The sequence below is a fragment of the Oscillatoria sp. CS-180 genome (assembly GCF_028330965.1).
Taxonomy (GTDB): Bacteria; Cyanobacteriota; Cyanobacteriia; order Phormidesmidales; family Phormidesmidaceae; genus Halomicronema.
In genome coordinates, this window is record NZ_JAQMUB010000031.1 from 1 (window position 1) to 26,699 (window position 26,699).

Below are 26,699 nucleotides of genomic sequence, written 5' to 3' on the forward strand. Positions count from 1 at the left end.
AGCGTGGTGAGACGGCAAAAAGTATTGAATGGTAATCACTGGGGATTCCTCCAAGAATCATGTTGGGTTGGAATCCCCGAAGATTCAGTCGCCCTTAGACGAAGCGCTTCGGTGGGGCGACCTAAAATAGGCAAAGCCCGTACGACAGATTGTTCCTGTCTATGGGTTAGGCGCTGGTTTGTGTTACGACCACTTGCCAGTGCCGCCGACCAAATGTTCGGGGAAGCAAGCTGCACGGATGCAGCTATGGTTGCCGATGATAATTCATTTGATCCTCCAGAGCAACCGTACTGTTCGACTGAGCTTGTGGGCAAAGGCTAAATCCTATCCCTCATCACCAACTACCGACACACGACAGATTCATCAATTTCACCTTCCATCAAGTCGTCAAGCTGATGGCGCAGCAGATCATTGATCAGCGAACCGGGCTGGCGATCGTGGGGCCAAGCAAAGGCGTGACGAAACGCTGCGGCCTGACAGGCTTGAAGCTGCTCGAAGCTGATGATGTCCTGCGTCAGCAAGCTTTCATACTCAAAGGGCAAGCGAACGTTGTGCAAGCCTGCGTTATCGGTGCAAATGGCAATATCAACCCCGGCCTCAAAGCAGCGATCGAACACAGGTTTTAGCTCTTTGATTTCGTCTAAGGTGCCCGTCTTGATGTAAGTCGTGGGACACACTTCCAAACACTGGCCTCTAGCCGCAATTTCCTTCAGCAAGTCGGGTCTTTGAAGTGGAATCTGAATGCCGTGTCCGATTCGCATCAAATAGGGCAGCAGCTCTGGATAGCAGCCGTCCTTAGTTTCAAACAAATGGCCTGTGGTGCTCAGTCCTAAGCTTCTGGCACGGGAATACAGCGCCGCAAATTCGTCGAGGCGATCGCCATACTGTGCGTCTCCTCCAGCAATATCTACAGCACAGACATAGTGACGATACTGACCAGCCAAGTCGACGATCGCCCGATTAACTTCATAGGGCAAGCGTGAATGCATACAGAGAATCTGGCGCGTGACCACAGGATACTCTGTTTGCTGGCTAGCCTGTCCCACCACCTCAATAATGTCTGCCATCTTGTCGATCCGTTCATGCTGAGGCAGATGCTCCGGCGTCCTTAAATAAGGGGTATAGCGAAGTTCAAGGTAAGCCAAATTCTCAAAAATATAGGCTCCACGAATGAGCCGATAGATAAAGTAAGGCAGTGCCTCGTGGGTTTGCACACTTTCAACTAAGGTGTGCAGTTCCAGATACTCCGCCAGTGTGTTACGGGGGCGGGTGTAAAAATCCTCGAATTCTAGATAACCTGCAAAGCGATCAGCGACATCAGGCCGATTACGCTGGAAATAACGCCACAAAATCCTAGGGACAACAGACCCACCTAAGTGACGGTGAAGCTCAGCATAAAGACTCATGAAAACCCCTTGGCGATGGAACGAACAGCCTCCAAGATATAAAGTTTTGCAAAACAACTCGGAAGTTATCTACTGTTCTACCGCAAAAAATGTCGAAAGAAGTATATGATGAAAAATTTTATTTTTCGTTCATTGTGCACCTAATAACAGCAATCACTCCGTTGAGGTAGAAGAGAAGCGTTGTGGAAGGTATCCCAAAGTTGTTTATTCAACGCTTGACAAGGTTACAAAAACCCGGAGATAATGGTCATTTGTGTGATTAGAAGACCTTAAGAAATTGGCTAACGTCGTTGTGATTGGTGCCCAATGGGGCGACGAGGGAAAAGGAAAGGTAACTGATTTATTAAGTCGGTCGGCCCATGTGGTTGTTCGGTACCAAGGCGGCGTTAACGCAGGCCACACCGTTGTAGTGCAGGGGCAAACGTTCAAGCTGCATCTGATTCCTTCCGGTATTCTCTATCCCGAAACAGAATGTGTCATCGGAAACGGGACTGTTATTGATCCCAGAGAGATTATTAAAGAGTTGGATATGTTGGAGGGGTTAGGGATTTCAACCGAGAATCTTTACATCTCCAATTCTGCTCATGTGACGATGCCGTATCACCGCTTGCTCGATCAAGCCTCTGAAGAGCGGCGAGGCAGCAAGAAAATTGGTACGACTCGTCGAGGAATTGGACCAACCTACGCGGATAAATCTGAGCGCGTTGGTATCCGCATGGTGGACCTAGTTGAGATGGATGGTCTTGAGGAGCAGCTCGAATGGACCATTCAATACAAGAATTTTGTTTTGGAGAAGCTTTACGGTTTAGAACCGTTAGATCCCAAGGCGGTTATTGAGGAATACAAAGCCTATGCTGAGCGTCTAAAGCCTCACATTATTGATACGTCGCTACTGATTGATCGCGCCATTCGGCAACGCAAAAATATCCTCTTCGAAGGCGCGCAGGGAACGCTATTAGATTTGGATCACGGCACCTATCCTTATGTCACCTCCTCTAATCCTGTAGCGGGGGGGGCCTGTATTGGTTCCGGGGTTGGACCCACGATGATCGATCGCGTGATTGGTGTCGCAAAAGCTTATACCACTCGTGTGGGCGAAGGACCTTTCCCCACAGAATTAGTGGGTGGTTTAGGCGACAAGCTCTGTGAACTGGGTGCCGAGTTTGGTACGACCACAGGGCGACGACGGCGGTGCGGCTGGTTCGATGCTGTCATCGGTCGTTATGCCGTGCGAATCAATGGCATTGATTGTGTTGCCATTACCAAACTGGATGTGTTGGACGCACTGGATGAAATCAAGGTTTGTACGGCCTACAAAGTGAACGGGGAAACCTGCCGCGATCTCCCTAGCAGTGCTCGCTTGTTTGCACAGTGCGAACCGATATACACTACATTCCCGGGTTGGAAGACATCCACAGCGGAATGTCGGTCTTTGGAAGATTTGCCGCCCCAAGCGCTGACCTATCTGAAGTTTTTGGCTGAGTTAATGGAAGTCCCGATCGCGATCGTGTCGCTAGGGGCTAGTCGTGACCAAACCATCATTGTGGAAGATCCCATCCACGGTCCGAAAAGAGCGTTGCTGTATGAAAACGGTAGCACCTCTCAAGTTGCCTGATTGTTAGATTGTTTGTTTGCCCAATAGATCATTCTGAGTTGTAAGTAAGTCCTATGGAACTGTCGATTGAATGCAGTAAGCGCCAAGATGGTGCCAACCCCAGAGCATTGCGCCGAGAGGGATTAGTCCCTGCTGTTTTGTACGGCCACGATGGTGCTAACTCTGTTTCCTTGCTTGTGAATGAGCGAGAAGCCCAGAAGCTAGTGAGACAGGCTTCGGTCAATAACTCGTTAATTACAGTCAAGGTTCCTGACATGCCTTGGAGCGGTCAGGCGCTATTGCGCGAGGTCCAAACGCATCCCTGGAAAGGCAATCTCTATCATTTGAGTTTCTTTTCTATCGCCAGTCAGTCCAGTGTGCAAGTGGAGGTGCCCCTCCACTTCACAGGAACTGCGAAAGGCGTTAGGGACGAAGGGGGTGTCCTCGACATTATCGTGTCTCAGCTAGGGATTCAATGTGCACCTGGTGCTATTCCAGAAACTGTGGACGTTGATGTTTCTGACCTAGCAGTTGGAGACAACCTGCATATTAGTGACCTCAAGCTACCTAAAGGGGTAGAAGCGATTTCTGATACTGATAAAACAGTGGTGATGATAGCTGCTCCTAGAACGGTTGCTTCTGAAGAAGCTGAAGAAGCGGTTGTTGAAGTTATTCCAACGCTTGAGGCATAAGTCGTCTTTCCCATAGGTCCTAATCGGGTTGCCTCTAGGAGTTGTCACATTCAAATAACGTCTCCCAAACACAATAGGGGTGTGGTACTGCCGCACCCCTATGATGTATGAGTATTGCTCTAACCTTTAAAGAAAGTTTGCTATGGCTGATGTCTCGCTTCCTCCTCTGATTCAACACATGCTTCAGCCGGAGTTTTATCCTCATCCGGTGATAGAACCTATCCGCCTCATGCAAACTCACGTTTCCTACGTCACGCTGACTGGAGATTATGCTTACAAGGTCAAAAAGCCGGTTGATTTTGGGTTTCTTGATTATTCAACCTTGGAACGACGCCAACATTTTTGTGAAGAAGAACTGAGACTCAATCAGCGAGCAGCGGCGTCCATCTATCTAGAGGTGTTGGCGATCGCCCAGTCCGATAAAGGTTATAGCTTGGGCACCGAAGACACTGTGGTGGAATACACCATCAAAATGCGGCAGTTTCCCCAATCGGCCCTTCTAAGCCAAATGTTTGAGCAGGGCGACCTGACAGAAGCGCTATTGCGACAGCTCGCTGAAGTCATCGCTCAGTTTCACCAAACGGCCAAAACCAACGACTATATTCGTGCTTTTGGCACCGTTGCAAACATTCGCCAGTCGATTGACGAAAACTACGAACAGACTGAAAGTTTCATTGGTGGACCCCAAACTCAACAGCAGTTTCAAGAAACTCAAGCCTATACCGACAGCTTTTTCAGTACCCAGCAGGAACTGCTACAGCAGCGCATTAACCAGGATAGAATTCGGGCCTGCCATGGCGATTCGCACCTCAACAACATTTGCTATTGGCAAGATCAATTACTCCTGTTCGACTGCATTGAATTCAATGAGCCTTTTCGCTTTGTCGATGTCATGTTCGACATCGCCTACATCATCATGGATTTAACCGTTGAAGGCCGCCAAGATTTGGCGGCCACGTTCCTTAGTCACTATGTGGAACACACGGGAGACTGGGAAGGACTCCAAGTACTCCCACTTTATGTGAGTCGTCAATCCTACGTCAGGGCCAAGGTGACTTCTTTCCTATTAGGCGATCCGTCTATCGATGAGGCTGAAAAACAAAGGGCTTCTGCTAAAGCCGCTAAATATTACACACTGGCTTGGTCATACACGCAGCCTCGAACGGGCCGACTGCTCATTATGTCTGGGCTGTCAGGCTCTGGGAAAAGCACTGTTGCCCGTGAACTGAGTCGCAAACTGGGAGCAATTCACATTCGGTCAGATGCGGTTCGGAAGCATCTGGCTGGCATTCCACCTCAACAACGGGGTGACGATAGTCTTTACACCCCAGAAATGATGCAGAAAACTTACGAGCGTTTGATTCGCCTAGGAACCCTACTAGCCCAGCAGGGCTACACCGTCGTGTTGGATGCCAAATTTGACCGTGAGGCAATGCGCCGTTTGGCGATCGCTCAAGCACAGGAACAAGCGATCACTTTTCAGGTTGTTTTCTGCGACGCACCACCAGAGATTTTGAAACAGCGGGTTGAGCAGCGCGAAGGTGATATTGCCGATGCCACGGTGACCGTACTAGAAAAGCAGTCTATGGACCCCTTTACTGATGCAGAGCGCGAGTATGTTATCTCCCTGGATACGACTCAGTCCTTGTCCTCTCAATTGGGGACTATATAGAGGCGTAGTGCTGAGTTGTTGGCCTCCGCTGTGTGCGTTACCCTTGGCACAGATTAAAATTGCTTGGATAACAAGGTTTTTGAAACTTTGGAGAGGTCATTCCTCCTATAAGCTGTGACTGATAAGATCTTTCCCATTGCCCTACGGCTGTGGCTGCTGTTTCTACTAACGTTCTTGGTACTGGGATATACCATTCCAACTAGTATTATTCTGGGGGCGATCGGCGGTTTTGCTGGAGGAACGGTCTCTGCTTGGTGGCAAACTCCTGGCGGTGAGCCTAAGGAAGAAGAATTGGAGCCTACCGCATTGGACAAACTTGCAGACAGATTACGGACGCCTCAGGTACGCACCCGTTTGCCTTTTTTGAAATTGTTCACGCGCCGCGATCGCCGTCACCCTGGGTCTCGTCGCCTGTAGTTGACCCTAATTCATGACCTTCAAAATTCGCGATATTCAGGCGCAAGACAATACGAGGATGGCCGAAATCATTCGGCAAGTACTAACTGAATTTGGTGCCAACCGTCCCGGCTTTGCGTGGACCGATCCTGAAATTGATACCCTATTTCAGGCTTATGGAAAACCGGGTTCTGTCTACTTAATTGCAACGGTCGACGATGCCGTTGTCGGTGGTGGAGGCATCGCTGCGTTTCCGTGCGAGTATCCCCAAATATGTGAACTGCAAAAGATGTATGTTCTACCAGAGTTTCGAGGACGGGGTATTGGCACCTACCTGCTTAAGCAACTCCTCAAAGTCGCTCAAGATCAACACTATCAGGGCTGCTACCTAGAGACATTTGGACCGATGCAGGGAGCTATCCGACTCTACGAGACGTTAGGATTTACCCGCCTATCCCAACCTTTGGGCAATTCAGGTCACTGCGCCTGTGACAGGCCCTATCTGCTTTGGTTTAACCCGCCGAGGGCTTAGGCAAAAGGATGAAGGCAAAACGAAACCTTTAACGTCTCACTAAAGTTTTTTCTCGGTTGATTCAGAACTTTCAACAAAGGCTGTTTTAGCACCAGGGTTAGGATATTCGCCTTCTACATGGGTGTATACGCCATAGCTAGCGAGTCCAAACAGCATCAAACCCATAATGGCTCCACTACTTAAGCAGAGCTTTCTGACCGCTTGAGAAGCTCGGGCCGCGATGGGATAATCACCACGTCGATAAGCAGGTTTGACTTGAGCTGCTAAAACCAATGCGACTACGCCAAACGGAGGAAAGAGTAGAAGCGTTGTGGCAAATGCATCGCGCCAGCGAGACGGTGGACAAGGAGCCTTATCGTAAATGCCGTAGGTTTGGTCCCATTCCGACAATGAAGATTCACCCGCTTTAGCAACTAGACGAAATCGTCTTACTTCCGGGATTTGTAGTTCTACAAGGCGATCGCGCAGCGTATTAGGTAGTTTGAAGTAGTTAATGGGTGTACCGACTGGACGATGAAGCGTTAAAACAAGCAGCGTGCCCTGTTGTTCAGCCGTTAACCAAAAACCATCTGGCAGCAGGTCAGCAAACTGGTCTTGCAGAAAAACGTTTTCGGTTTTCTCCTGCGTTTTTGCCAATAAATGGTGAGCTTCATCAAGTCGCAAGTCGTTACACAATGCAAGTTCCCAATCTTTTACAGCTCCAATGGAATCGCCTAATTCCTGCTTAACCTTGCCCCTGTGAAGATAGGCTTCTGCTAGCAGTGGATTTTTATCAATAGCGACGTCAAAATCAGCTAATGCTGCTTCATATTGCTTCTTTTGAGCAAAAATAAGACCCCGATTGTAGCGCACGTCGGCCTCACCGGGCTGCAAGCTAAGCGCCATTGCCCAATCTTCCAATGCGCCATCCTCATCATCCATTTGATAGCGTACTAAGCCACGATGTCCATAGGCTCGTGCATCTTGAGGATCCAACGCGATCGCCTGATTAAAGTCAGCTAATGCTTCTGCGAAAGCATCCTGCTGGAAGTAAGCGACGCCACGCTTGAGATGAACCTCTTGGGGTTGGGGATGAAACGCTAGCGCTCGTGTTAACGTTTCGATAGCTCCATTTAAGTTGCCCTTCTGTATCAAACTTAGCCCGTGTCTCAGCAAATATTTGCCCTGCTGTTGCTGCACCCAAGATTGCAGTGATCGTGTCATCGCTCTTGCCTCGTTGGACAATTCCATAATGCCCACTACCAAGCTTGACAAACTGATTCCGCAATAACAATACTGTTTCTTGAAAAGCAATAGTTTCTGCTCCTCTAAAGGAACAAAATATACCTTGAGACAGGTCTTAACGCTGCCAATGCAGCCCTATCTTTCGTTTCCTTGCGGCCTTGCAACAATGCTGATTGGCAATATTTCTTGCCCGCGTCATAACAGAAGCTGAAGAATTAGCGTCATAGATGCCATGAATGAGAAAGCAACTGCATTAGCCACTTTTGGAGCAGGCTGTTTTTGGGGCACCGAGGCTGCTTTTCGTCGGTTATCAGGCGTTGTTGAAACCTCTGTCGGATACATGGGTGGCCATTTCGAAAATCCTTGCTATCTAGATGTGCTTTCTCGAATTACGGGTCATGCAGAGGTTGCCCAAGTGTGCTTTGTGCCAGAAGAAATCAGCTATCAAACCCTGCTTGACGTGTTCTGGACAATCCATGATCCCACTAGCTTGAATCGTCAGGGTGCAGACCGGGGGGACCAATATCGCTCCGTTATTTTCTATCACTCATCAGAGCAGCAGACGATCGCTCAGCGCTCCAAAACCGAACTAGACAGATCGGGGAGGTACGACAAAGCGATCGCAACTCAAATTGAGCCCGCAAGTCCTTATTGGCTAGCGTCCGAGGAGCATCAGCAGTATTTTGAAAAACAGGCCCTCAAGCAAGCAGCCTCTCCCCATTAAATTTGGGACACTCTTTTGCTGTCCCCTATTCCTTCTCACCAGCCGGTACAAACCGCTTCCGCAGCGAGCTGGCCCGCCGCTTAGCCGTTTCATTCTCAGGCTCGTGGTTAAGCGCTGTCTCATAAGATTCAAGGGCCTGAGCAGTCAGTTGTTTACGCTCATAGCTATGGCCCAAATTATTCCAGGCCGTCACGTAGCCCGGTGCGATGTCTAGCGCCTCTTTATATTGGCGAATCGCCAGGTCGTATTGCTCTTGGGCAAAATATGAAAATCCCAGCGCATTGTAGATGAGAGCTGCCTTATCGGAATCTTCTTCTTCCAACAGCTTGAGTGCCTGCTTAAGATGAAGCACTGCTTGAGAGTAAAGCTTTTTGTCCAACATTAAACTACCCAACTCGTAATATTCCTGGGCAGTTCCCGTTTCTTGACTCAACTTATTCTGCAGGCGATTAAGGTTGCCCTCAACCCGTCGAGTCTTAAAGACCTGACGAATGACCAACACCGTAGCGACACTTAGCAGGACGACGAGCGTCACTAGATAGATCAACAGCAGATTGGTATCTTCCATATCACCGCTTTCAAAAACTCAGCTTTAACGTTTAGTTCTATATGGACTATCCTGACACGTCGGCATCCATCCTCATTCAGCCGTCCTTCCTCACCCTATCACTGTCATACCTCTGCACTTGTACATTTTCTCTAAGGTAATCCCCAATAAGTCGCTCGCTCTTCTAACCAACCCTCTTCGTGCCACTGCTCTAAGGTCATGTTGATGAACCGTCGGAGTTCCCCATACTGGTTCCCTTTGGGCAGAGTGATGGCAAGCGGCTCAGCGGTCAGGATGCTGGGCAGCAATCTGTATTCTGGATACTCTTGAACCCAGCCTGCGAGAACAGTGACATCCCCTGCGATCGCGCTTACCTGCCCTGCTTCAGCCGCTTCATAGGCCGCTTTATAGGAAGGAAAGCCAACCAAGTCAGCCAGCGGCAGGGTGTAATCAACATGGGTTACCGCATCGGATCCTTCAATTAAGGCGATCGTTTCCTGCCTCAGATCTGTAATGTCTTGAATGTCAGGGGACGGGGTGACAAATGCCGTGCCGTCAAGATAGTAAGGCGTGCTGAAAGTGACAATACGCTGTCGCATGGCAGTAATCGAGATGCCTGCGATCGCAATATCCGCTTCGTCGTTCAGCACAGCAGGAATGCGGTCCTGATTAGAAACTGGATAGAACTGCACGGCTGAGGCGTCATCAAACAGGGTTTCAGCAAGCCTTGAGGCAATATCAATTTCAAAGCCAACCAAATCACCGTCCTCATCAATGAAACCTAAAGGACGCCAGTTATCCTTTACTGCTACAACCAGATAGCCTCGCTCTTGAATAGTTTCTAAGTCAGCAGAAACAACAACTGGGGACGCAACTAAATGCATCCCCAGTAAAACGCCGCAGCCAAGTAATGAAAAACGCATGTGGTTTGCTGGCAGGTCAACCCCAAAAGTTTATGCCTTACTGGCAATTTCGACCACTTTGCTAAATCCTTCTGGATCGAGGACGGCCATCTGAGCCAGCATCTTACGGTTGATCTCAACGTTTGCCTTTTTCAGCTGACCAATCAGCTGACTGTAGCTCATGCCCTGCTGACGAGCAGCAGCGTTGATACGAGTAATCCATAACCGTCGAAAATCGCGTTTACGACGACGGCGATCGCGATAGGCATATCGCAATGCCTTCATAACCTGCTGATTAGCTGTCCGAAAAAGCTTCGAATGAGACCCTCGGAAGCCCTTCGCCAGCTTTAAGACCTTTTTGCGGCGCTTGCGGGCGACATTACCGCGCTTAACCCGTGCCATTGTTGTTTAACCTTTGTAATTACTACTTTACGCTGTGTCCAAATGTCGTGGAGAACGCCAGACTAGGCGCCAATTCTCCTGCTAAGCCTCTAGGAATAAGGAAGCATCAGCTCAACATTGGGAGCATCGACCTCAGCGACAACCACTTTCTGGCCCAAACGAACTTTACGTTTGGTCTTCTTCTTCTCTAGCAGGTGATTTCGGAAAGCTTTACGGCGCATAAACTTGCCACTACCAGTGCGCTTGAAGCGTTTAGCAGCCGCTCGACGGGTTTTTAGCTTCGGCATAACGACGTTTTCTTGTTTTCGACACAGTCTTGTATCTTATACTGAACATCTCTATATGCACAAGCCCCAACTGGAGTCTTCAATCCAATAAATTATTGATTTTTGCGCAAGTTTTTGGGTCGCAAGCTAAAGTGGTACTGAGTATGGGTTGATAGCTTGGTATAAGCTGATTGCAGAGGTGCGATCGCGATTTGAAAGGAGCACTTTCCTGTAAAAGCATTCTATAGTTGTCGCCAGTTCCATTGGAACTAGATGACTAAAGCTAAACCAACTTAAAGTTAACGGTCAGACCAATTTTTGGGGGTCGGCCTAGATGTGATAGAAACGCGGAGTAGATTTGATGCAAAGCCCAATGGCACCCACTCCAATTCGTTCTTTAGAAGATGCGCTAGAGCGATGTCAAAATTTGGGCATGCGTCTCAGTCGCCAACGCCGCTACATTCTGGAATTACTTTGGAACGCTAAAGAGCATCTTTCAGCTCGTGAGATTTACGACCGTCTTAGCCGTCAAGGTTGTGACATTGGTCATACATCGGTGTATCAAAATCTTGAGGCGCTCTCCGAGCAGGGTATTATCGAGTGTGTTGAGCGATCAGATGGCCGATTGTATGGTCATATCAGCGATGCTCACAGCCATGTGAACTGCGTTGACACGCAGCAGATCATTGATATTCATGTGGAACTGCCCGAAGCTCTGATCCAACAGGTCGAGGCCCAAACGGGGACTAAAATTACTGAGTACCGCGTTGACTTCTTTGGCGTACGCCAGTCAGAGCAGTCTTAAGTCCTGTTTAGCCAAAGGCCCGTTTGATTAGGGCAGCAGAGAAGAGGAGATGTTGTAGTCGTGTTTGCGTAGAGGCTTCTTTCATGACCGAGATTCGCATCATTATTGTTGAAGACCATGATCTAACTCGCATGGGTCTCAAAGCTGCTCTCCAGCAACAGCCTCAGATCTCGGTTGTGGGCGAAGCAGCGAACGGGAAACAAGGACTAGCGCTGCTACAGCAGCTTCAACCGGATGTCGCCATCGTGGACATTGGGCTTCCAGATATTGATGGTATCGAGGTGACACGGCAGTTCAAGCAGGCAGAAGGCGAGGAAGCTCCAGCGGCAACTCGAATTTTGATGCTGACCATGCATGATACTGAAGAGTCCGTGATGGCATCGTTTGCGGCAGGCGCTGATTCCTATAGCGTCAAAGATGTAGACATCCAACAGCTAGTTGAGGCCATTCGCTTGACCCACGAGGGTCAGGTATGGATCGATCCAGCGATCGCTCGCATTGTTCTCAACCAGGCAAAGCGCATTACGCCATCTACTGCTATCGCAGGTACTGAGGATGGCTACGCCCAAGTTTTAGAAATGTCGCCCTTGACGGAGCGAGAATTAGAGGTTTTGGAGCTCATTGTGGCGGGCTATAGTAATGCTCAGATTGCGGAAGAGCTTTACATCACTGTAGGAACAGTTAAAACTCACGTTTGCAACATTCTAAATAAACTTAGTGCGAGCGATCGCACCCAAGCCGCTGTTCGTGCTCTTCGCACAGGCCTTGTTCAGTAGGCTCTAACCAAAATAGTTTTGCAGGTTGTTAAGCACGACTTTCCAAGCAAAGCTCTTCAGCGCTCCTCAATTAACCTTTTTCCTGATTATCTACCCCTACTATCCACAGTTACAAATCACTCGTTTGTCACGTAACACTTATCAGCCAGTGTTTCCAGGATTTTTCTCTCGCCACAGATCTTCCCCTCGAAGGATGTGTAATTGGTGAGGATCCTAGATGCTAGATGAACATCCGTAAAGTCCTCATGCATCCTATGCGAAACACTAAATCTTCTGACGCTGTTTATTCTTACCTCAAATCCATTGGTCGCGTTCCCCTTTTGACTCACGAACAAGAGATCAAGTTGGGCAAGCGAGTGAAAGAACTTATGCCTCTTGAAGCTGTTCAGGCGGAACTGGTTGAGGCGTTAGATCGTGAGCCATCTATGGAAGAGTGGGCGGACCGAGCAGATGTTGATGTACAAACGCTGAAGAGGATTGTCCGTTCAGGCAATGCTGCTAAGCGCAAAATGATTGAGGCCAACTTGCGTCTGGTGGTCTCGATCGCCAAGAAGTACACAGACCGAAACTTAGACCTGTTAGATCTGATTCAGGAAGGTTCCATTGGTCTGAACCGAGCGGTTGAGAAGTTTGATCCCGCCAAAGGCTATCGCTTCAGTACTTATGCCTATTGGTGGATTCGTCAAGCCATGACGAGGGCGATCGCTGAGAAAAGTCGCGTTGTTCGCCTTCCCATCCACATCACAGAGACCCTCAACAAAATCAAAAAGACGCAGCGTCAACTCACTCAAAAGTTAGGACGTACGGCCTCAGTTGAAGAAGTTGCTGAGCACCTAGATCTTACGCCCAAACGGGTTAGAGATTGCCTGCGCCACGCTCGTCGTCCCCTCTCGTTAGAAATTCGGGTAGGTGACAATCAGGATACTGAGCTGGCTGACCTGCTGGAGTCCGACGAAGATTCACCCGAGGACTTCGCTGCTCAGCGAGCATTAAAAAGCGACCTGAACGATTTAATTGCCTCCCTTACACCCCAGCAGCAAGAAGTCTTATCTCTAAGATATGGGTTACGGGATGGTAATCCTCTGTCCTTAGAGAAAGTAGGCCGACGGTTAAATATCAGTCGCGAACGGGTTCGGCAACTTCAAAAGCAGGCTGTCAGCAAGCTGAGACAGCATCGCAGCGAGCTAAGAGATTACTTAGCAGCTGTCTAAGTCCTAATCGAGTTGCGATCGCTGCTCGCACCCAAGGGAAACACCTATTAAGCTAAATGGGAAAGTTTTCTTCTGAGTGGAAATGTTGTCGCAGATTAAGTCATCGGTTCGGTTGTTGTTAGTTAGCCTTGCTAGCCTGGTTTTGTTAAGCTGCCAGGCAAACGGCATTATCAATGGCAGCAATCTTGGCGGCAGCGTTTATCAACAGCGACAGCCGAGTCATGATGGCATCGGCAAAATTTACTTGGGTCGTGAGATTGCTCAAGTTATGGGACATGAGGGTGCGTATTGGCTGGAGCGTCCAAGCCGAGAGCTTCAGGAACATCCGCAGTCAGTTGTAGACCTGCTGACGCTCGATCCGACGGATGTCGTTGCGGATATTGGCGCGGGTACTGGATACATGACCGTCAGGTTGGCGGAGCAGGTACCTAACGGCAAAGTTTTTGCGGTAGACGTTCAGCCCGAGATGCTAGCTTTGCTCAATCAGCGTCTTCAAGAACAGGGAATTACCGTCATTCAGCCTGTTCAAGGCGACACTGATGACCCAAATTTGCCGTCTGAGAGCGTTGATTTAGCCTTGATGGTGGATGCTTATCATGAGTTTGAGTATCCCCACGAAATGATGACGCATCTGAAAGAGGCTATTAAACCAGGTGGGCAAGTCGTTCTTGCAGAGTACCGAGCCGAGAATCCCCTGATCTTGATCAAACGCTTACATAAGATGAGTGAAAAGCAGGTGAAGCGTGAGTTGCAGGCGGTCGGCTTTAAGTGGCTCAAAACAGACGAGACTTTGCCGCAGCAGCACCTACTCTTTTTTGAAAAGCCTGCCTAAGTTCAGTATTTCTCCCATGAAATGAGAAGATAGGACATGGCGATCGCACCTCTTTCAGAAGACCTATGCTAAAACGTTTTGCTACTGCATTCCTCATCCTGACTGCTCTTGTTCTTCAGAGTTGTGTAGGGGCAGGCGTTGGATTGCAGCCCTATACGGACAGCTACGACGGATACCGCTTCCTCTATCCCACAGGGTGGACTGAGGTCAAAGTGATGGGCAATACTGATGTCGTTTTTCATGACATTGTGAATGAGACTGAAAACATTAGCGTGGTTATTAGTGACGTGCCGGAAGGACAAACACTAACAGATCTAGGAACCCCGACTGAGGTAGGCTACAAACTCTCCAAAAGCATCAATGCGATGACTGGCGATGATCGAGATGTTGAGCTAGCTAATGCGATTGAAATTGAGCGAGACGGTCAGCCATACTACATTCTGGAATACATTGCCGATCTCCCCTCTGGTGTGCGCCATAACTTGGCTAGCGTAGTGGTCCGGCGCGACAAACTCTTTACCTTTAACGCCTCGACAGAAGAAGCGCGCTGGGATAAGGTCAAGGATTTGATGAAACAAGCGGTTGCTTCCTTCTCGGTTGACTGATGCAGCTTCCAGAACTCCAGTTCGTTCTCGCGTCTGCTTCCATTGCCCGCCGTAAGCTTTTAACGGATGCGGGCATTTCGGTCTATGTTTGTCCCAGTAATTTTGACGAGGATCAGATACAGCTTGCTGATCCGGCAGCGTTAGTCACTGCTCTCGCGAAATCCAAAGCAGAGGCTGTTGCTCCCCAGTTCAGCAATGCCTTAGTGCTTGGATGCGATTCGGTTCTCGCTTTTCAAGGCAAGATTTACGGCAAACCTGAGACACCGGATGATGCAATTGCTCGCTGGCATCAAATGCGTGGCAATATCGGTGAACTCTATACGGGTCACGCTCTGATTGATACTCTACGTCAGCAAGCCGTCGTACGGTGTCGAATGACTGAGGTGTTTTTTGCTCAGGCCAGCGATCGCCAAATTGAGGACTACGTTGCGACAGGCGAGCCTTTGCGGTGCGCGGGTGCCTTCGCGATCGACGGGCGAGGCAGCGTCTTTATTGAAAAGCTAAACGGTTGCCACACCAATGTCATTGGTCTAAGTATGCCGCTCCTCCGTCAGCTTATTCATGAATTGGGCTATGACATCACTGACTTTTGGTCAGTCGCCCCGTAGACACTCCACCGAAGAATAGTGGGAACTTTGCGAATGACAAACCTGCCCGCTTATCTGCCTTAGTTTTGCAGGGCTTTGCCCTTCCTGGAGGGTATTTTGAATTCCGCTAGCGTTACTAGTCAAAGTCTTCACCCCAGTCCTCTCGCTCCTTCAAATCTGCATCCACCAGGGTTTGCCGGAGGCTGGCCCAATCGACGGCTGAAGTAGCTTTGTCCGACAGAAGACGACCTTGTTCTACGTAAAGGATGCGATCGCAAAATTCTTTGACTAGGTCAATCTGGTGGTTGCTCATTATCACTGTCATGCCTTGCTCTTGAATACGGGACTTAATCATCGACAGGATGCGGGATGCCGATCCTAAATCCAGAGCTGACGTTGGTTCATCCATCAGCAATAAGGCTGGACGAGTGACCAGGGCACGAGCGATCGCGACTTGCTGCTGTTGCCCTCCTGATAGCTCAAGCTCCGTTTTCTCTAGCCATTCTGTCGGTATCCGCAGCATATCAATACACTCAGCAACTCTACGGTTTCGCTCTGCAACTGGCAATTTCTGTAGCACCAGTGGATAGTGCAGCGCCTCCATTGCTGTCATCCCCAATAGGCGAACGTCCTGGTTCAACAGCATGGCCTGGCGGCGAAGTTCATAGACCGCGATCGCTTCTATCGGCTGTCCCTGAAAGCGAATCACCCCAGACGACGGGCTTTGAAGACGATTCAACAGCCTTAGCAAGGATGATTTGCCAGCTCCAGAGGGACCTAATAGAGCGACTAACTCACCCGAGCCAACGCTCAATGAAATTGAATCTAGGATAAGGTGATTGCCGGTAGTGGCTTTTAAGGAGACGTTATCGAGTTCCAGTAGTGTACTCAAAGGTCTAGCTCATCCCTGAAAAATGAGCGGCAGTCCAGAGGGTCCAGGCATCTACTAGCAACAAAAGGACGCTAAATCCAAGCAGGATGATGTACATCCAGGGCTGAGCTAGTGGCTTCACGTCCTGAGTATCCAGTTGAGTGTACGCTTCAACATAGCGCAAGAGCTCCGCAAACCCAGCAATTCTCATCGGCAGCAGATAGGCTTGCTGGTGGCGATCGCTAGTGAAGTAATAGACCAGTCCACCTTGGCCCGTTGTGCGCGGTTTCAACGCTCGGATATCTCGCCAATCTAACTGCCACTTACGGCGTAGTAGCCACCCAATCCATTGGGGATATCGCACTTCAATCCCTGTTTGATCAACACGGACTTGCTCGCTTAATCCCCCATAGAGCAGAGCACTACCGATTAAGATCCCTGTCCGAAGCATCCAAGCAGGCACTGGAGCACTGGTAACCGTCGCTAATGTTGGCAGCGGCAGCGTTAGAGCAATGTAAAGCGTCAACAGCGTTAGCCGAATCAGAGGAGAAATACTAAACGTTTTTGGGGGCAAATTCTGCTGGCTTGATTCGGCTACAGATGAAGGCTGAGTAAGACGATTGTCGGACATAACAGTGGATAGTGAAGACAGTTCGGCTGGGTCGAAGTTCAATACCGAAATAGTACGACTTTTAAGCGCTAGCAAGGTAGTGAACACAGTTCAAATCAGTGCTTTTGAGCAGCGCGGCAGTCACTGATTACTTCGCAAATTGAATCTGAGCGTTCCTGAAGGAAGAGCCAATCACAGCGCTTTCAGTTTAAAGTTTTTGTATGCTTCATGACTGTGATATCGGGATTCCTAGCAGCAACGGCTAAGCTGACGAAGGAACTTTGGCAATAGTTTGGGCCTCTCCTATTGACTATTCCGAGTTTTTAGGGAGCGTAATAGCTTAGTTACTCGGGAACTCTTTGCTAAGCACTTGAGACTGATTGTTAAGCAATGTACTTTTAAGACTAAGGTTGGAGGATTTTCTCGTGCCTAAAATGCAGGAACTTGTTGAACCTAAAGCGAATCTGGCATTGCAGTCTGTCTCTGCGCCAGAAACAGCATCTGAAACGGAATTGCGCCCTTGGGGATCTTTCACCATCCTGGAGGAAGGCAAGGGCTACAAAATCAAGCGTATTGAGGTGAAGCCAGGACATCGCTTGAGCTTGCAGATGCATCATCATCGCAGCGAACACTGGATTGTCGTTTCTGGAACAGCCAAAGTCACCTGTGGCGATAAAGAGACGTTGCTGTCCACTAATCAATCAACGTACGTCCCCCCCTGCACCTCTCACCGGCTAGAAAATTCTGGTGTGATTCCTCTTATTTTGATTGAGGTTCAAAACGGTGAGTATCTTGGGGAAGACGATATTGTTCGTTTCCAGGATGATTACGCACGGACCAGCAAAAACTAGAGACTGCTATCAATTCTCTGCCCAATGATGACAAGTCTTGAATTCTGCCTTTTGCTGAGGTCATAGATGAATACAGCAACGCACTCCTGTTGAGGTATTGAAACCTTTAGCACCGCATTGGAGACCTTGCTTCAGGCAGCTGCATTTAGCTTTCTAGGCTAATGCACCTAGTAACGCTGTTCATACATCGTCTTGACCTAATAGAACCAACGACGGCTATACCTCTGATTCTCTATATTGAATCTGAATGCGCTTGCGGTGATAGACCTGTGAGCGCATTTTCATTGATAAAGACCCTATAGCGCCACAGTCTCCAAATCAAAATTCCAAAGTAGGCACGCGGAAATTGCGTCGGCCTTCCGGTATATGAAGATTGGTCAGAGAATTTTTGCAGCGATCACGTCCAAATACTCCTGTCTGACCTACGCTAGAAAGAAGGTTTTCATTGACTGATACTATCTACCCGGTAGAAGAATAGGTCCGCTGTAAAAACCTTCTGATTCAGTGCAAAAAACATCTGTCTGAGCGACCGTGACTGACACTAAAAGCTACAAAGACACCGTTCTCTTACCCAAGACCACATTTGAAATGCGGGCCAACGCTGCTAAGCGGGAGCCTGAAATTCAAAAATTTTGGAAAGAGAACAACTTTTACGAGAAGCTTGCTGAGACAAATCCAGGCGAGCCGTTCGTGCTACATGATGGGCCTCCTTACGCAAATGGCTCGCTGCACATTGGCCATGCACTGAATAAGATTCTGAAAGATATTATCAACAAATACCAGGTTCTTCAGGGACGGAAAGTACGCTACGTTCCAGGTTGGGACTGCCACGGGCTACCCATTGAGCTAAAAGTGCTGCAGAAAATGGATGCTGAAGCCCGTGCTAACCTAACTCCCCTCAAACTGCGATATAAAGCTAGAGCTTTTGCCCTGAAAACAGTTGATGAGCAGCGTGAAAGCTTCAAGCGCTATGGCGTCTGGGGCGACTGGGAGACGCCCTACATGACCCTACAGCCCCAGTATGAGGCAGCTCAAATTAATGTCTTTGGGCAGATGTATCTCAAAGGCTACATCTATCGGGGTCTAAAGTCGGTTCACTGGAGCCCAACATCTCAGACCGCCTTAGCAGAAGCTGAGTTGGAATATCCTGAGGGTCATAAATCTCCCAGTATTTATGCGGCATTTCCAATGGTTAAGGCTGCTGAAGCCGCAGAGTCAACTCTTGCCCCTTATCTATCTGATTTGGGGATTGCAATCTGGACGACAACGCCGTGGACAATCCCAGCCAATATGGCAGTGGCCGTCAATCCAGAATTAACCTATGCCGTTGTGGAAGTTGCAGCAGGGCAGCCCTTTAAATATCTGTTGATTGCCAAGGATTTGCGCGATCGCTTAACTCAAGTTCTAGAAACGGAGTTGACCATTCACGCTGAACTCAAGGGGGCCGATTTAGAAGGCTGTGAATATCGTCATCCCTTGCAAGATCAGTTACCGACTGACAAACGAGGTGAAACCAGTCCCGTTTTGATTGGCGGAGACTATGTCACAACGGAGTCTGGAACTGGGCTAGTTCACACGGCCCCTGGACACGGTCAAGAGGACTTTCAAGTAGGACAGCGCTATGGTCTGGCTGTGCTGTGTCCAGTAGATGAACGCGGCGACATGACTGAGGAAGCCGGGCCTTTTCAGGGCATGAACGTGTTGAAGGACGCCAATCCTGCGGTCATTGAGGCCTTAGAACAAGCCGGTTCTCTGCTAAAGCAGGAACTCTACGAGCACAAATATCCTTACGACTGGCGAACCAAAAAACCGACCATTTTCCGAGCCACCGAACAGTGGTTTGCGTCCGTAGAAGGCTTCCGGGAAGAAGCCCTGAAGGCCATTCAAAATGTGACATGGATTCCCGCTCAAGGTGAAAACCGGATCACGCCGATGGTAGGCGATCGCTCAGACTGGTGTATTTCTCGTCAGCGGACTTGGGGTGTGCCGATTCCCGTTTTTTATGATGAGGCGACTAACGAACCGCTCATCACCGAAGAAACACTGGCACACATTCAAGGGATTTTTGCCGAGAAAGGATCTGATGCTTGGTGGGAGCTGCCTGTAGAGGAGTTGCTGCCAGAATCCTACCGCAACAACGGTCAGACCTACCGAAAGGGTATGGATACGATGGACGTTTGGTTTGACTCAGGTTCCTCTTGGGCGGCGGTGGCTGATCATCGAGATGGCATGAGCTATCCCGTTGAAATGTATTTGGAAGGTACGGATCAGCATCGAGGCTGGTTTCAATCGAGTTTGCTCACGAGCGTTGCTGTGAACGGCTGTGCGCCTTACCGCCAGGTGCTGACTCACGGATTTACCCTGGACGAGCAGGGACGCAAGATGAGTAAATCGCTAGGGAACGTCGTTGATCCTCGCATTGTGATTGAAGGCGGCAAAAATCAGAAGAAAGAACCGGCCTATGGTGCAGATGTGCTGCGCCTTTGGGTTTCGTCGGTGGATTATTCTTCGGATGTGCCTTTGGGAGGCAATATCCTCAAGCAGATGGCTGATGTCTATCGCAAGATCCGCAACACAGCGCGATTTCTGCTCGGTAATCTGCACGACTTTGATCCAGCTAAAGATGCAGTTCCCTACGCTGAACTGCCTGAGTTAGACCGCTATATGCTCCATCGGGTTACTGAAGTGTTCGACGAAGTGACTGATGCCTTTAATACGTATCAATTCTTCCGATTCTTCCAAACCGTGCAAAATTTCTGCGTTGTCGATCTGTCGAACTTCTATCTTGATGCCGCTAAGGATCGCCTCTATATCAGCGACGCTAATTCACTTCGCCGCCGTACCTGTCAGACGGTGTTGGCCATCATTATTGAAAATTTGGCGTCGGCGATCGCACCTGTCCTCTCTCACATGGCAGAAGATATTTGGCAAAACCTGCCCTACACCACGTCCACGCAGTCTGTGTTTGAGTCAGGTTGGGTGAAGCTAGAAAGCGAATGGCGGCAGCCCACTCTCGCTGAGAAGTGGGAGCAGCTTCGCGATGTCCGTCAGGAAGTGAACAAAGTGCTAGAGCAGGCAAGGGCTGAAAAGGCAATCGGGTCCTCTTTGGAGGCCAAGGTGCTGCTATATGTCGCGGATGCTGATCTACGACAGACCCTCAGAGCAATGAACCCAGAGAATAGCATTGCTTCCGACAGCATCCACGTCGATGAACTCCGATACCTATTTCTGGTGTCTCAGGTGGACATTTTGGACACCCCAGATAGGCTGGCTAACGTCAAGTACCGCAGCGAAACCGACCACCTTGGCGTAGGCGTCGTGGACGCAAACGGTGAAAAGTGCGATCGCTGCTGGAACTACTCGACTCATGTCGGGGAATCGCCAGAACATCCCACTATTTGTGAGCGCTGTGTGGAAGCCTTAGCGGGTCGATTCTAGAACAACGAAGCTGGCTGTTCAATTGCCATAGCAGATGGACAGCTGCAGATGGACAGCTGGTGACCGTCTTAGGCGATCGCAAAACTGGCTAGGTCACCGGTATACCCGGTAATCTCAATCACTGCATCGCTAACAGCTTGGAAACCAGCAACTTCATTATTCAGGGCAACGAAAGTCCTTTCCTCGACAGTAAATGTGGCTGCTCCCAAAGCGGGGAACAGATCATTAGTTAAAACAGCTCGAAGACCGGCCTGATGTAGCGCCCGAACAGGACCTAGCTGGAGAAGTTCTTCAGCAGAAACAGCCGAAGGTGCATCGATGATATCTATTCCGATTTCAAGATCCACAATAATGTCGAATCCGCTGAGCAGTGAATGCTCCAACGTACTGTAGAAAAAAGTGTCGCTATTAAGGACGGTCACAGGATCGGGAGGCTGTTCAACGGTGACTCCATCTTCGATGGGTGAAACAACCGGATCGGGAGCTGCTATGGCAGGTTCTTCATCCACAGTGGGGGCGTCAGGAGCGATCGCAGGTGGTTCGATAGGCACAACAATCGGTTCCGGGATGATCAGAGACGATTCGTCATCCGCAACCGGTGCCTCGGCGACGTCAATGGGTACTTCGAGAGGTGTCGGAGGACCTTCCAGTATCAGAGACTCCTCAGCCGCAGGACCTTCGATGGTGACTAGAGAATTCTCCAAAGATGGAGCAGCTTCAGTCGTAGATGCTGAGACAATCGCTGCGCCTTCCGGTGACACAATATTCTCTTTGACCAATTCCTGCTGTAGGGAGTCATCAGCCGGCACATTCGTCGGCTCTACAGGTCGAGCGTCTACTGTCCGTGGCTCCGCAGGCGCTAAGCCTTCAGAATTCTCAACAGGTAGCAACCCTTCGGGTGCACTTTCAGCAGTAGTGCTCTCTGACGATGACGTCGCCGCACCCCCAGAAGCTGTAGGTGCCGACACCAATTCATCATCCGCTGTCTCAAATGGTGCTGCGGGCGGTGCACTGAATTCTCCTGTATCCGGTAGGATATCCGGCACGGTATCTAGCTCATCAACACTATTGGGAGGATCTGCATCGGTTCTCCCATCTGAAATCAATGGCTCGTCTTCGATGATCGATGGTTCGCCCTCAATTTCCTCTGGTTCAGGAATGAAACTTCTGTCCCCTTCCAAACGATCTGACCCAAAGCCGCCCTCAAGAAAATCGTTGCCTTCGCCGCCAATTAAAATATCGTTGCCGAAGCCGCCAATAAAGGTGTCATTGCCTTCGCCACCTGATAAGGAAACACTAAATAAAACACTTGTGGCATCGATGAGATCGCCGAACTGTGAACCGATAAATGCCTCAGTATTGGTGAGTCCAAAAACAGAGGCTGACAACCTAATTGGCTCAATAGCGTCGACGGCATTGATAGTGTCGTTTCCGTCTTCACCATTTAGGGGAAACAGCCGGGTTGGATTGAAGAAATAGACAACTTCGTTGAGGCCGTTGCTGTCAGTCAGGTATAAGACGTCATCTCCGTTTCCACCCAAAACTGTATCGAAACCTGGGCCATCGTAGATAGCGTCATCGCCGTCACCACCATACAGTAGATCATCCCCCTCATTGCCAAATAGGATGTCAGATTCGGGAGTTCCTTGAAGAAACTCGGATTCAATACCACCAATTCTCGTTGCCATGTTCGTGAAATGCCAATCGCTAAATCAACCAATGTCAATCAGGATCCAAACAGCAGCTACCACCCTTTCAGAAGGAGCCTTTGCTCAAGATGTATAAACCTTCAAGGTGAACCTATCCGTACTTCTGTCAGGCTCAGACTCTATCACAATTGTTGCCAGGGCCAATGAGATCCACTTGACCAACCTCTCATCCTTGGAGACTTATTCCTGTAAGCGTAGATGCACAGACAGCAGACCCTACTAACATCAAAGAACGTCTAGATCCAGCTTCTGCACAATCCCTGATTGCTAAACCTATGCGGTTATCAGCGATCGCTGACTTGCTAACACCTTAATCGATCTTCCATGTCCCGCGTCGAAGAAATGAAGTAGTCTTTATGAAGGATTCGTAGGTATTTCACACTAGATTCATGATTTCTTGACATAGCGGATAGAGCTTGCGTCTTTAGAACCGAGCTTCTACGCTTTTGCAGCAGTGCCCGCCATTGTTCACCCCTTTTGTGCTAGTCTATTCGAGCAGTAAAAAAACACCGGGGCGTAGCGCAGCTTGGTAGCGCACCACTTTGGGGTAGTGGGGGTCGTGGGTTCAAATCCCGCCGCTCCGATTGGTTAAAACCTGCTCAATGAGCAGGTTTTGCTGTTTTTATAGAGCGTCGACAGTAGCACTTCAGCACAAACCTGAATGTGTCAAATGTGTTCATTTTGCGTCAACCATACTCAGAAATTGAGATTCGATTGAGATTACACACAGAGTTGAGATCTCAATGAGTAAAGCTAAGAAAGGAACTAAGATTTTTGCTCCCAGATCGACAGTACTTCGGTCGGACAACGGATCTCAATTAGCCAGTCCGGTGCGGCTTGCAAATGCCCTGTTTCGGGTAAGCGAGCTTCAACCACTACAGCAATATCAGGAACTGGCGATAGATTACCCACGTTGCAGCGAAGTTCTTGAATGGCTTCATAGGAACTGTGGGCCGCGTTGATCAGATTAGTCAAATTGCGCTGTAGCCGCGAGTGCTCGACGGTAGGCATAGGTTTTTGAACAGCCCCCTCGGCCAACAACTCCCAAGCCGGACTCGCCTCAATATCTGGGAGTTGCAAAAAACTGCTTTAAGGAAAAAAGAGTAGCGGCTGACATAAGACGAGCTTAGGCAATTTCATTCCCTAGATTGTGGCATGAGCCAAGAGGACTTTTCTCATTGGAGGCTCGCACCTTGTTCTATTCTCGTCCAAGGATGATGTGTTTTCATCCAGATCAAAGAAGCGTTGAACAAATCCCTCTCTTCCGGCAGTGAGTTCATCGATCTGATCTAGCAATGGCTTCCACTGGTCGGTGACTTCGGTGTCTTTGATTAGCTAGTTCTCATACGTGAAATACATGAAAGCACCCATTAGTTCTGTCAAAAACTGTTCGTAAGTCATTTTTTGTGCGTATGAATTTGTGGGATAGAGCAACTACTCGGACTAAAACACAGGGTTTCCGGTAGTTTAATTTCCTAGCAGGAAAATGGAATTCGTTCGTACTTTCTATGTTGCACCCCTTGACCCTAGAGTCGACTAGAGATTTCAAGATGGAGATATCACTCATTAAAAAGGGTTGTGATGAAACTCGATTTGTACGTTTCTGACCTTGCCTGCTCTGCCTACATTGAAACTGTAACCCGAGCTGTTCATTCTGTAGATGCTACAGCTCAAGTTGCTGCGAATCCTCAAACTGAGGTCAGCGTTGTCATGAGAGCAGCTGAAGCCGACATCAAAGCGGTCATCACAACAGCGGGATATACGATCGCATAAGGACGCCACAATGGATAGTCAAACCTTTAAGCTACACGGCATGAGCTGTGCTGCTTGTGCCAGCAACATTGAAGCAGCGATTCGCTCCGTTCCCGGAGTCAAGACTTGCAGCGTTAACTTTGGGGCCGAGCAAGCTACGGTTGCCTATGACGCTGACCGCCTGAGTGCTGCTGATATCCAATCAGCGGTCGATGCGGTAGGCTATCGCGCTCAGCCCGTTGACGATAACCCGCTAACAGCTGGAGACGATGCTGAACGTCGCGAGCGAGCCACTCGGCATCGAGAATTGACGCACAAAGTGATTTTTAGTTTGGTCATCAGTGGCGTACTCATGGTGGGTGCACTGCCGATGATGACTGGGTTGGACATTCCGCTGATTCCAGACTGGATGCACAACCCTTGGCTACAGTTGATGCTGACTTTGCCCGTCATGGTGTGGGCCGGGAGTGATTTTTTCATCAATACCTGGAAAGCCCTGAAACATCACTCGGCTACCATGGATACTCTCGTCGCTGTGGGTACCGGCACAGCTTACTTGTACTCGCTATTTCCAACGGTGTATCCCCAGTGGTTTATCAATCAGAGGCTGCAACCTGATGTTTATTTTGAGATTGCGGCGACCATTGTTTCCTTGATTTTGCTCGGCAATTTATTGGAGAACCGAGCCAAGGGACAAACTTCGGAAGCGATTCGTCAGCTGATGGGGCTGCAGGCGAAAACAGCGCGGGTGATTCGCCAGGGTGAAACCATCGATATTCCGATTTCAGAAGTCGTTTTAGGAGACATTGTACTTGTCAGACCGGGTGAAAAGGTGCCGGTAGATGGGGACATTATTGAGGGCGCCTCGACGTTGGATGAGGCGATGGTGACGGGTGAGAGCATTCCTGTCCAAAAGCAGGTGGGCGACGAGGTGATTGGTGCCACTCTTAACAAGACGGGGAGCTTTAAGTTTCGAGCAACCCGAGTGGGCAAAGATACCTTTCTAGCTCAAATCGTCAAGCTCGTGCAGCAGGCCCAAGGATCTAAAGCGCCTATTCAACGATTGGCCGATCGCGTGACGGGCTGGTTTGTCCCGGCGGTGATTGCGATCGCCATTCTCACCTTTGTTATCTGGTTCAACCTTGTGGGCAACGTGAGCATAGCCCTGATTACCACGGTGGGAGTGTTGATTCTCGCCTGCCCTTGTGCCCTGGGACTGGCGACTCCGACCTCAATCATGGTGGGGACGGGTAAAGGAGCCGAAAACGGCATTTTGATCAAAGGGGCGGATAGCCTAGAGCTGGCCCATAAGATTCAAACCATTGTGTTGGACAAGACCGGCACCGTGACCCAGGGCAAACCAACGGTAACGGACTACATTACCATCAGGGGAATCGCCAACAGCCATGAACTGCCCCTGCTCAGATTTGCGGGTTCCCTAGAGCAAAACTCCGAGCATCCTTTGGCAGAAGCGATCGTGCAGTATGCCCAAGAGCAAGGGGCAACACTCACAGCGCCCACCGGATTCGAAGCTGTAGCCGGAAGCGGCGTTCAGGGTCAGGTTGAAGGATACCGAGTGCAAATCGGCACCTATCGCTGGATGCATGAACTTGGTATTGAGACCCAACGCCTTAAACCCGAATGGGATCAGTTAGAGTCGCAGGGCAAAACCGCCGTTTGGCTAGCAGTAGCGGGGCAGGTAGAAGCCATCATGGGCATTGCTGATGCGGTTAAACCCTCCTCTAAGAACGCCATTCAGACGCTACAAAAAATGGGACTGGAGGTCGTCATGCTCACGGGTGACAACCGTCGCACCGCTGAGGTGATTGCCCGTGAAGTGAATATTCAGCGCGTAATGGCGGAGGTGCGTCCCGAGCAAAAAGCTGATCAGGTATTGGCATTGCAGCAAGAAGGCAAATTAGTCGCAATGGTGGGTGATGGCATCAACGATGCTCCTGCCCTGGCGCAAGCCGATGTTGGCATGGCCATTGGCACAGGCACCGATGTGGCGATCGCCGCTAGCGATATCACACTCATTTCCGGCGATCTGTGGGGTATTGTGACGGCCATTCAGCTTTCCCGCGCCACGATTCGCAACATTCGCCAAAACCTATTTTTTGCCTTCATCTACAACGTGGCGGGCATTCCTATTGCTGCGGGTATCCTCTACCCAATTTTGGGTTGGTTGCTCAACCCCATCATTGCAGGAGCAGCCATGGCCTTTAGCTCCGTCTCAGTAGTCACCAATGCCCTGCGACTGCGCAACTTTCGCCCCAAAACGCAGACCTAGAGAAC

Annotated in this window: 27 protein-coding genes and 1 tRNA gene; 18 read left to right on the top strand and 10 right to left on the bottom strand. The window is 49.5% G+C overall.

The features are described from left to right. On the top strand, window positions 1–321 hold a 321-nt coding region (locus PN498_RS06575), incomplete at its 5' end, for a hypothetical protein (protein WP_272061926.1). Window positions 322–341: 20 nt separating this feature from the next. Here the strand turns inward: PN498_RS06575 and PN498_RS06580 are convergent. Beyond that, on the bottom strand, window positions 342–1,406 hold the full coding sequence (locus tag PN498_RS06580) for an adenosine deaminase (RefSeq protein ID WP_272061927.1): 1,065 nt from the start codon (window positions 1,404–1,406) through the stop codon (window positions 342–344). A 277-nt stretch (window positions 1,407–1,683) separates the two neighbouring features. Here PN498_RS06580 and PN498_RS06585 point away from each other — a divergent pair, with 277 nt between their 5' ends. The 5 genes from PN498_RS06585 to PN498_RS06605 all read left to right on the top strand — a co-directional run bounded on the left by PN498_RS06585 (window position 1,684) and on the right by PN498_RS06605 (window position 6,292). Next, window positions 1,684–3,021: an adenylosuccinate synthase gene (locus PN498_RS06585; RefSeq protein WP_272061928.1), complete on the top strand. Its 1,338-nt coding sequence runs from the start codon at window positions 1,684–1,686 to the stop codon at window positions 3,019–3,021. Window positions 3,022–3,074: 53 nt separating this feature from the next. Beyond that, window positions 3,075–3,692: a 50S ribosomal protein L25/general stress protein Ctc gene (locus PN498_RS06590; protein WP_272061929.1), complete on the top strand. Its 618-nt coding sequence runs from the start codon at window positions 3,075–3,077 to the stop codon at window positions 3,690–3,692. Window positions 3,693–3,834: 142 nt separating this feature from the next. Then, window positions 3,835–5,364: a bifunctional aminoglycoside phosphotransferase/ATP-binding protein gene (locus PN498_RS06595; protein ID WP_272061930.1), complete on the top strand. Its 1,530-nt coding sequence runs from the start codon at window positions 3,835–3,837 to the stop codon at window positions 5,362–5,364. A 114-nt stretch (window positions 5,365–5,478) separates the two neighbouring features. Beyond that, entirely contained in the window at window positions 5,479–5,781 is a 303-nt protein-coding gene (locus PN498_RS06600; protein WP_272061931.1) for a hypothetical protein, read from the top strand. A 13-nt stretch (window positions 5,782–5,794) separates the two neighbouring features. After that, entirely contained in the window at window positions 5,795–6,292 is a 498-nt protein-coding gene (locus tag PN498_RS06605) for a GNAT family N-acetyltransferase (protein WP_272061932.1), read from the top strand. Window positions 6,293–6,331: 39 nt separating this feature from the next. On the opposite strand, the gene PN498_RS06610 is transcribed toward PN498_RS06605, so the two are convergent. Continuing rightward, a complete protein-coding gene (locus tag PN498_RS06610) occupies window positions 6,332–7,495 on the bottom strand; it encodes a tetratricopeptide repeat protein (RefSeq protein WP_272061933.1) in 1,164 nt (387 codons plus the stop codon). A 253-nt stretch (window positions 7,496–7,748) separates the two neighbouring features. Between PN498_RS06610 and msrA the strand changes: the two genes are divergently transcribed. Next, window positions 7,749–8,240, top strand: coding sequence for a peptide-methionine (S)-S-oxide reductase MsrA (gene msrA / locus PN498_RS06615; RefSeq protein ID WP_272061934.1), 492 nt, complete (start codon window positions 7,749–7,751; stop codon window positions 8,238–8,240). 25 nt (window positions 8,241–8,265) lie between these two features. Here msrA and PN498_RS06620 read toward each other — a convergent pair whose 3' ends face one another. The 4 genes from PN498_RS06620 to rpmI all read right to left on the bottom strand — a co-directional run bounded on the left by PN498_RS06620 (window position 8,266) and on the right by rpmI (window position 10,378). Next, window positions 8,266–8,808: a tetratricopeptide repeat protein gene (locus tag PN498_RS06620; protein WP_272061935.1), complete on the bottom strand. Its 543-nt coding sequence runs from the start codon at window positions 8,806–8,808 to the stop codon at window positions 8,266–8,268. A gap of 131 nt (window positions 8,809–8,939) precedes the next feature. Next, the gene (locus tag PN498_RS06625; RefSeq protein ID WP_272061936.1) at window positions 8,940–9,710 is read right to left on the bottom strand and encodes a transporter substrate-binding domain-containing protein; all 771 of its coding nucleotides are present in this window, start codon (window positions 9,708–9,710) and stop codon (window positions 8,940–8,942) included. Between the two features lie 30 nt (window positions 9,711–9,740). Continuing rightward, window positions 9,741–10,091, bottom strand: coding sequence for a 50S ribosomal protein L20 (gene rplT / locus PN498_RS06630; RefSeq protein ID WP_272061937.1), 351 nt, complete (start codon window positions 10,089–10,091; stop codon window positions 9,741–9,743). A gap of 89 nt (window positions 10,092–10,180) precedes the next feature. Beyond that, window positions 10,181–10,378, bottom strand: a complete 198-nt coding sequence (gene rpmI / locus PN498_RS06635) for a 50S ribosomal protein L35 (protein WP_272061938.1) — start codon at window positions 10,376–10,378, stop codon at window positions 10,181–10,183. Between the two features lie 340 nt (window positions 10,379–10,718). Between rpmI and PN498_RS06640 the strand changes: the two genes are divergently transcribed. The 6 genes from PN498_RS06640 to PN498_RS06665 all read left to right on the top strand — a co-directional run bounded on the left by PN498_RS06640 (window position 10,719) and on the right by PN498_RS06665 (window position 15,194). Beyond that, on the top strand, window positions 10,719–11,162 hold the full coding sequence (locus PN498_RS06640) for a Fur family transcriptional regulator (RefSeq protein ID WP_272061939.1): 444 nt from the start codon (window positions 10,719–10,721) through the stop codon (window positions 11,160–11,162). A gap of 83 nt (window positions 11,163–11,245) precedes the next feature. Continuing rightward, window positions 11,246–11,938, top strand: coding sequence for a response regulator (locus PN498_RS06645; RefSeq protein ID WP_272061940.1), 693 nt, complete (start codon window positions 11,246–11,248; stop codon window positions 11,936–11,938). A gap of 224 nt (window positions 11,939–12,162) precedes the next feature. Beyond that, window positions 12,163–13,149, top strand: a complete 987-nt coding sequence (locus tag PN498_RS06650; protein WP_334312227.1) for an RpoD/SigA family RNA polymerase sigma factor — start codon at window positions 12,163–12,165, stop codon at window positions 13,147–13,149. A gap of 82 nt (window positions 13,150–13,231) precedes the next feature. Next, window positions 13,232–13,981 (top strand): class I SAM-dependent methyltransferase, encoded by a 750-nt coding sequence (locus tag PN498_RS06655; protein ID WP_272061941.1) that lies wholly within the window; start codon window positions 13,232–13,234, stop codon window positions 13,979–13,981. Window positions 13,982–14,046: 65 nt separating this feature from the next. After that, window positions 14,047–14,586 carry a photosystem II reaction center PsbP gene (gene psbP, locus PN498_RS06660; RefSeq protein ID WP_272061942.1) on the top strand — a complete coding sequence of 180 codons (540 nt, stop codon included), beginning with the start codon at window positions 14,047–14,049 and terminating at the stop codon, window positions 14,584–14,586. Further along, the gene (locus tag PN498_RS06665) at window positions 14,586–15,194 is read left to right on the top strand and encodes a Maf family protein (protein ID WP_272061943.1); all 609 of its coding nucleotides are present in this window, start codon (window positions 14,586–14,588) and stop codon (window positions 15,192–15,194) included. Before psbP ends, PN498_RS06665 begins: the two co-directional genes overlap by 1 nt. A gap of 115 nt (window positions 15,195–15,309) precedes the next feature. On the opposite strand, the gene PN498_RS06670 is transcribed toward PN498_RS06665, so the two are convergent. Together PN498_RS06670 and PN498_RS06675 are read right to left on the bottom strand one after the other, a co-directional pair. After that, on the bottom strand, window positions 15,310–16,065 hold the full coding sequence (locus tag PN498_RS06670) for an ABC transporter ATP-binding protein (RefSeq protein WP_272061944.1): 756 nt from the start codon (window positions 16,063–16,065) through the stop codon (window positions 15,310–15,312). Between the two features lie 4 nt (window positions 16,066–16,069). Next, complete coding sequence (locus PN498_RS06675) at window positions 16,070–16,762, bottom strand: hypothetical protein (RefSeq protein WP_272061945.1); 693 nt, start codon at window positions 16,760–16,762, stop codon at window positions 16,070–16,072. Between the two features lie 326 nt (window positions 16,763–17,088). Here PN498_RS06675 and PN498_RS06680 point away from each other — a divergent pair, with 326 nt between their 5' ends. Both PN498_RS06680 and ileS read left to right on the top strand, forming a co-directional pair. Then, entirely contained in the window at window positions 17,089–17,505 is a 417-nt protein-coding gene (locus PN498_RS06680; RefSeq protein ID WP_272062000.1) for a phosphomannose isomerase type II C-terminal cupin domain, read from the top strand. Between the two features lie 531 nt (window positions 17,506–18,036). After that, on the top strand, window positions 18,037–20,943 hold the full coding sequence (ileS, locus tag PN498_RS06685) for an isoleucine--tRNA ligase (protein ID WP_272061946.1): 2,907 nt from the start codon (window positions 18,037–18,039) through the stop codon (window positions 20,941–20,943). A 68-nt stretch (window positions 20,944–21,011) separates the two neighbouring features. Here the strand turns inward: ileS and PN498_RS06690 are convergent, their stop codons facing one another. Next, window positions 21,012–22,631: a bluetail domain-containing putative surface protein gene (locus PN498_RS06690; protein WP_272061947.1), complete on the bottom strand. Its 1,620-nt coding sequence runs from the start codon at window positions 22,629–22,631 to the stop codon at window positions 21,012–21,014. Window positions 22,632–23,162: 531 nt separating this feature from the next. Between PN498_RS06690 and PN498_RS06695 the strand changes: the two genes are divergently transcribed. After that, window positions 23,163–23,236 (top strand) — tRNA-Pro (locus PN498_RS06695). A gap of 181 nt (window positions 23,237–23,417) precedes the next feature. Here PN498_RS06695 and PN498_RS06700 read toward each other — a convergent pair. Continuing rightward, complete coding sequence (locus tag PN498_RS06700) at window positions 23,418–23,732, bottom strand: Uma2 family endonuclease (protein WP_272061948.1); 315 nt, start codon at window positions 23,730–23,732, stop codon at window positions 23,418–23,420. Between the two features lie 501 nt (window positions 23,733–24,233). Between PN498_RS06700 and PN498_RS06705 the strand changes: the two genes are divergently transcribed. Next, window positions 24,234–24,425, top strand: a complete 192-nt coding sequence (locus tag PN498_RS06705) for a heavy-metal-associated domain-containing protein (protein WP_272061949.1) — start codon at window positions 24,234–24,236, stop codon at window positions 24,423–24,425. Window positions 24,426–24,435: 10 nt separating this feature from the next. Continuing rightward, a complete protein-coding gene (locus PN498_RS06710; RefSeq protein ID WP_272061950.1) occupies window positions 24,436–26,694 on the top strand; it encodes a heavy metal translocating P-type ATPase in 2,259 nt (752 codons plus the stop codon). The last annotated feature ends 5 nt before the right edge of the window (window positions 26,695–26,699 follow it).

Coding starts and splice junctions, on each gene's coding strand:
- PN498_RS06595 (WP_272061930.1), top strand. CDS start 3,835: ATGGCTGATGTCTCGCTTCCTCCTCTGATTCAACACATGCTTCAGCCG.
- PN498_RS06605 (WP_272061932.1), top strand. CDS start 5,795: ATGACCTTCAAAATTCGCGATATTCAGGCGCAAGACAATACGAGGATG.
- PN498_RS06655 (WP_272061941.1), top strand. CDS start 13,232: ATGTTGTCGCAGATTAAGTCATCGGTTCGGTTGTTGTTAGTTAGCCTT.
- PN498_RS06645 (WP_272061940.1), top strand. CDS start 11,246: ATGACCGAGATTCGCATCATTATTGTTGAAGACCATGATCTAACTCGC.
- PN498_RS06690 (WP_272061947.1), bottom strand. CDS start 22,631: ATGGCAACGAGAATTGGTGGTATTGAATCCGAGTTTCTTCAAGGAACT.
- PN498_RS06705 (WP_272061949.1), top strand. CDS start 24,234: ATGAAACTCGATTTGTACGTTTCTGACCTTGCCTGCTCTGCCTACATT.
- PN498_RS06665 (WP_272061943.1), top strand. CDS start 14,586: ATGCAGCTTCCAGAACTCCAGTTCGTTCTCGCGTCTGCTTCCATTGCC.
- PN498_RS06610 (WP_272061933.1), bottom strand. CDS start 7,495: ATGACACGATCACTGCAATCTTGGGTGCAGCAACAGCAGGGCAAATAT.
- msrA (WP_272061934.1), top strand. CDS start 7,749: ATGAATGAGAAAGCAACTGCATTAGCCACTTTTGGAGCAGGCTGTTTT.
- PN498_RS06680 (WP_272062000.1), top strand. CDS start 17,089: ATGCAGGAACTTGTTGAACCTAAAGCGAATCTGGCATTGCAGTCTGTC.
- PN498_RS06650 (WP_334312227.1), top strand. CDS start 12,163: ATGAACATCCGTAAAGTCCTCATGCATCCTATGCGAAACACTAAATCT.
- PN498_RS06710 (WP_272061950.1), top strand. CDS start 24,436: ATGGATAGTCAAACCTTTAAGCTACACGGCATGAGCTGTGCTGCTTGT.
- PN498_RS06640 (WP_272061939.1), top strand. CDS start 10,719: ATGCAAAGCCCAATGGCACCCACTCCAATTCGTTCTTTAGAAGATGCG.
- rplT (WP_272061937.1), bottom strand. CDS start 10,091: ATGGCACGGGTTAAGCGCGGTAATGTCGCCCGCAAGCGCCGCAAAAAG.
- rpmI (WP_272061938.1), bottom strand. CDS start 10,378: ATGCCGAAGCTAAAAACCCGTCGAGCGGCTGCTAAACGCTTCAAGCGC.
- PN498_RS06620 (WP_272061935.1), bottom strand. CDS start 8,808: ATGGAAGATACCAATCTGCTGTTGATCTATCTAGTGACGCTCGTCGTC.
- PN498_RS06625 (WP_272061936.1), bottom strand. CDS start 9,710: ATGCGTTTTTCATTACTTGGCTGCGGCGTTTTACTGGGGATGCATTTA.
- psbP (WP_272061942.1), top strand. CDS start 14,047: ATGCTAAAACGTTTTGCTACTGCATTCCTCATCCTGACTGCTCTTGTT.
- PN498_RS06580 (WP_272061927.1), bottom strand. CDS start 1,406: ATGAGTCTTTATGCTGAGCTTCACCGTCACTTAGGTGGGTCTGTTGTC.
- PN498_RS06590 (WP_272061929.1), top strand. CDS start 3,075: ATGGAACTGTCGATTGAATGCAGTAAGCGCCAAGATGGTGCCAACCCC.